Source organism: Emticicia sp. (assembly GCF_049241225.1).
In the GTDB taxonomy this organism is placed as follows: Bacteria; Bacteroidota; Bacteroidia; order Cytophagales; family Spirosomataceae; genus Emticicia.
In genome coordinates, this window is sequence record NZ_JBMLRC010000001.1 from 1 (window position 1) to 2,101 (window position 2,101).

The 2,101-nt window shown below is 38.2% G+C and carries 3 protein-coding genes; 2 read left to right on the forward strand and 1 reads right to left on the reverse strand.

The window, feature by feature from the left end; genetic code table 11:
* Positions 1-835, reverse strand: an 835-nt coding sequence (locus tag ACOVO2_RS00005; protein WP_421768000.1) for a VWA domain-containing protein, incomplete at its 3' end; no start/stop codon positions are given.
* A 202-nt stretch (positions 836-1,037) separates the two neighbouring features.
* Between ACOVO2_RS00005 and ACOVO2_RS00010 the strand changes: the two genes are divergently transcribed.
* Together ACOVO2_RS00010 and ACOVO2_RS00015 are read left to right on the forward strand one after the other, a co-directional pair.
* Positions 1,038-1,619, forward strand: coding sequence for an RNA polymerase sigma factor (locus ACOVO2_RS00010; protein ID WP_421768001.1), 582 nt, complete (start codon positions 1,038-1,040; stop codon positions 1,617-1,619).
* On the forward strand, positions 1,612-2,101 hold a 490-nt coding region (locus ACOVO2_RS00015; RefSeq protein ID WP_421768002.1), incomplete at its 3' end, for a hypothetical protein. The genes ACOVO2_RS00010 and ACOVO2_RS00015, both read left to right, overlap by 8 nt.

A 2,101-nucleotide genomic window follows, 5' to 3' on the forward strand; every position in this document is an offset into this window, starting at 1 on the left:
CGAGATTAGATGCAGGAAGATTTTCGGTCGAAATCTTTTGAGCTTGAATACCAATCTGCAATAATTTCAAACCTTTGTTCCACGGCGAATCTGAAAGTTCAGTATTTATCGTAACAGGCTCATTTCTAACTGGTTGTGGATAATCATAGTCAAAATAATTTACCATTTCTTCGATTCGGATGGCATCTTTTGGTGGCATCGTGCCAGCATTCAACATTCGACGCACATTGCTATATCCTGCTCTATCGACATCAATCGAAAAAGTGGTGAGTGGATTACTCTTTGCTTCTTGAAAGATATTTTCTACCAATGAATTATACTCTTCGGTATTGAAATCTTCTTTGGGTTTATCAGCCGAATAACGCTTTTTTCGCTCACGATATGTGCCGCTTGGCTGCACTTGTAAGCCTGGAACTCGCCCTTGTAGCATTGGGCTGGCTGGGGGTATAACCTTATTTTTTGATAGTATAGAAACTGCCCCTGTGGTTTCTCGACGTTGTTGAGTTGAATATCCTACCACTACAACTTCTTCCAAAGCGTGCGTATCGTCTTCAAGTTTAACAGTTATCATACTATCTTTTCCAACTTTAACTTCTTTTGTTTTATAGCCGATATAAGTAAAAATCAGTTTTTCACTACCTGTTGGCATCGTAAGCTGAAAATCGCCATTGGCGTCGGTTTGTGTACCGATACTCGTGCCTTTAACGGCCACCATTACACCGGGTAAGGCTGAGCCATCGCTGGCCGAAAGCACTTTACCTTTGATTGTTCGCTGAGTGGTAAATGCAAAAATGCCAAACACCAACGCAATAAGTACCCAAATTTTCGTTTTCATAATTGTATAAGTTTTGATTTTATACCATTGATGCACGACTCCGATTTTTTCCATAAATATTTTTTGAGTTTTTTTAGAAAAAAATTGCGATGTGTCGATTTAAGACTAATTTTAGGTGCAATATTTTTAGATACATAAGCTTAAAATACTAATAATCAGACACTTAATTCATAACCTATAAAACACTCAGACACCACGAATAATGTTTTTCAAGCGATTCAGTAAACCTAAGCCCACCACCGATGCCGAATATTTGGCAGCGTATCAGGCTACGGGAAACCTTGAATTGTTGGGAGAATTGTATGAACGTTACATGGAAATGGTGTTTGCAGTTTGTTTTAAATATCTGCGAGATGAAGACGAAAGCAAAGATGCCGTCATGCAGATCTTTGAAGAATTGGTCATAAAACTACGCAGCCATTCGGTCGAGAATTTTAGAAGTTGGCTGCACAGTGTGGCACGGAATTATTGTCTGATGCACCTCCGAAGTAATCGCCTGCAAACCGAGGGTGTCGATTATTTTGAAGATGGTTCTGTGGAAAATGAGCCGTTTGAGCATCAATCAGATGAACCTTTTGAACTCGAACAAAATTTATCGAAAATGACCGATTGCCTCGAAACGCTCTCGGACGAACAAAAAACAAGTATTCGATTGTTTTATTTAGAAGAAAAATGCTACAAAGAAATTACTGACCTCACGGGTTATGATTTGAATAAAGTGAAAAGTTATATACAAAATGGCAAGCGAAATTTGAAAATTTGTATTGAAAAAAAGCATGAATAAAGGCAAAAAAAATACTGAACTGACGGCCGAAGAGATAAAAAAATATCTCTCAGGCGAAGCCTCGGCCAAACAAATGCACCAAGTAGAAAAACAGCTACTCAACGATGCGTTTGCGGCCGATGCTGCCGAAGGTTTAGAAAAATTATCGGCTGAAAAAATTGATACTTCAGCTGCGATGAAAGATTTAAAAAAACGCCTTGATTCAAGAGTAAAAACGAAGCAAAAACATACCAAAATTATTCCACTTTGGCAGCGTATTTCGGTGGCTGCGTCAATTGCTATACTCTTTGGTTTTGGATTGTATTTAATTTTCTACAAAACTGATAATCAAACACTTGCTGTAAACAAGAAACAAGAAACGCTTTCAAAAACAACCGCCGAAACTCCGCAAGAAGAAACGAAAAAAGAAGTAATTGCTATCAATCAACCAAAGGCTACCAAAGCAAAAGAAACAGTTTCAGCAAGCCCACAAAATAGTAATG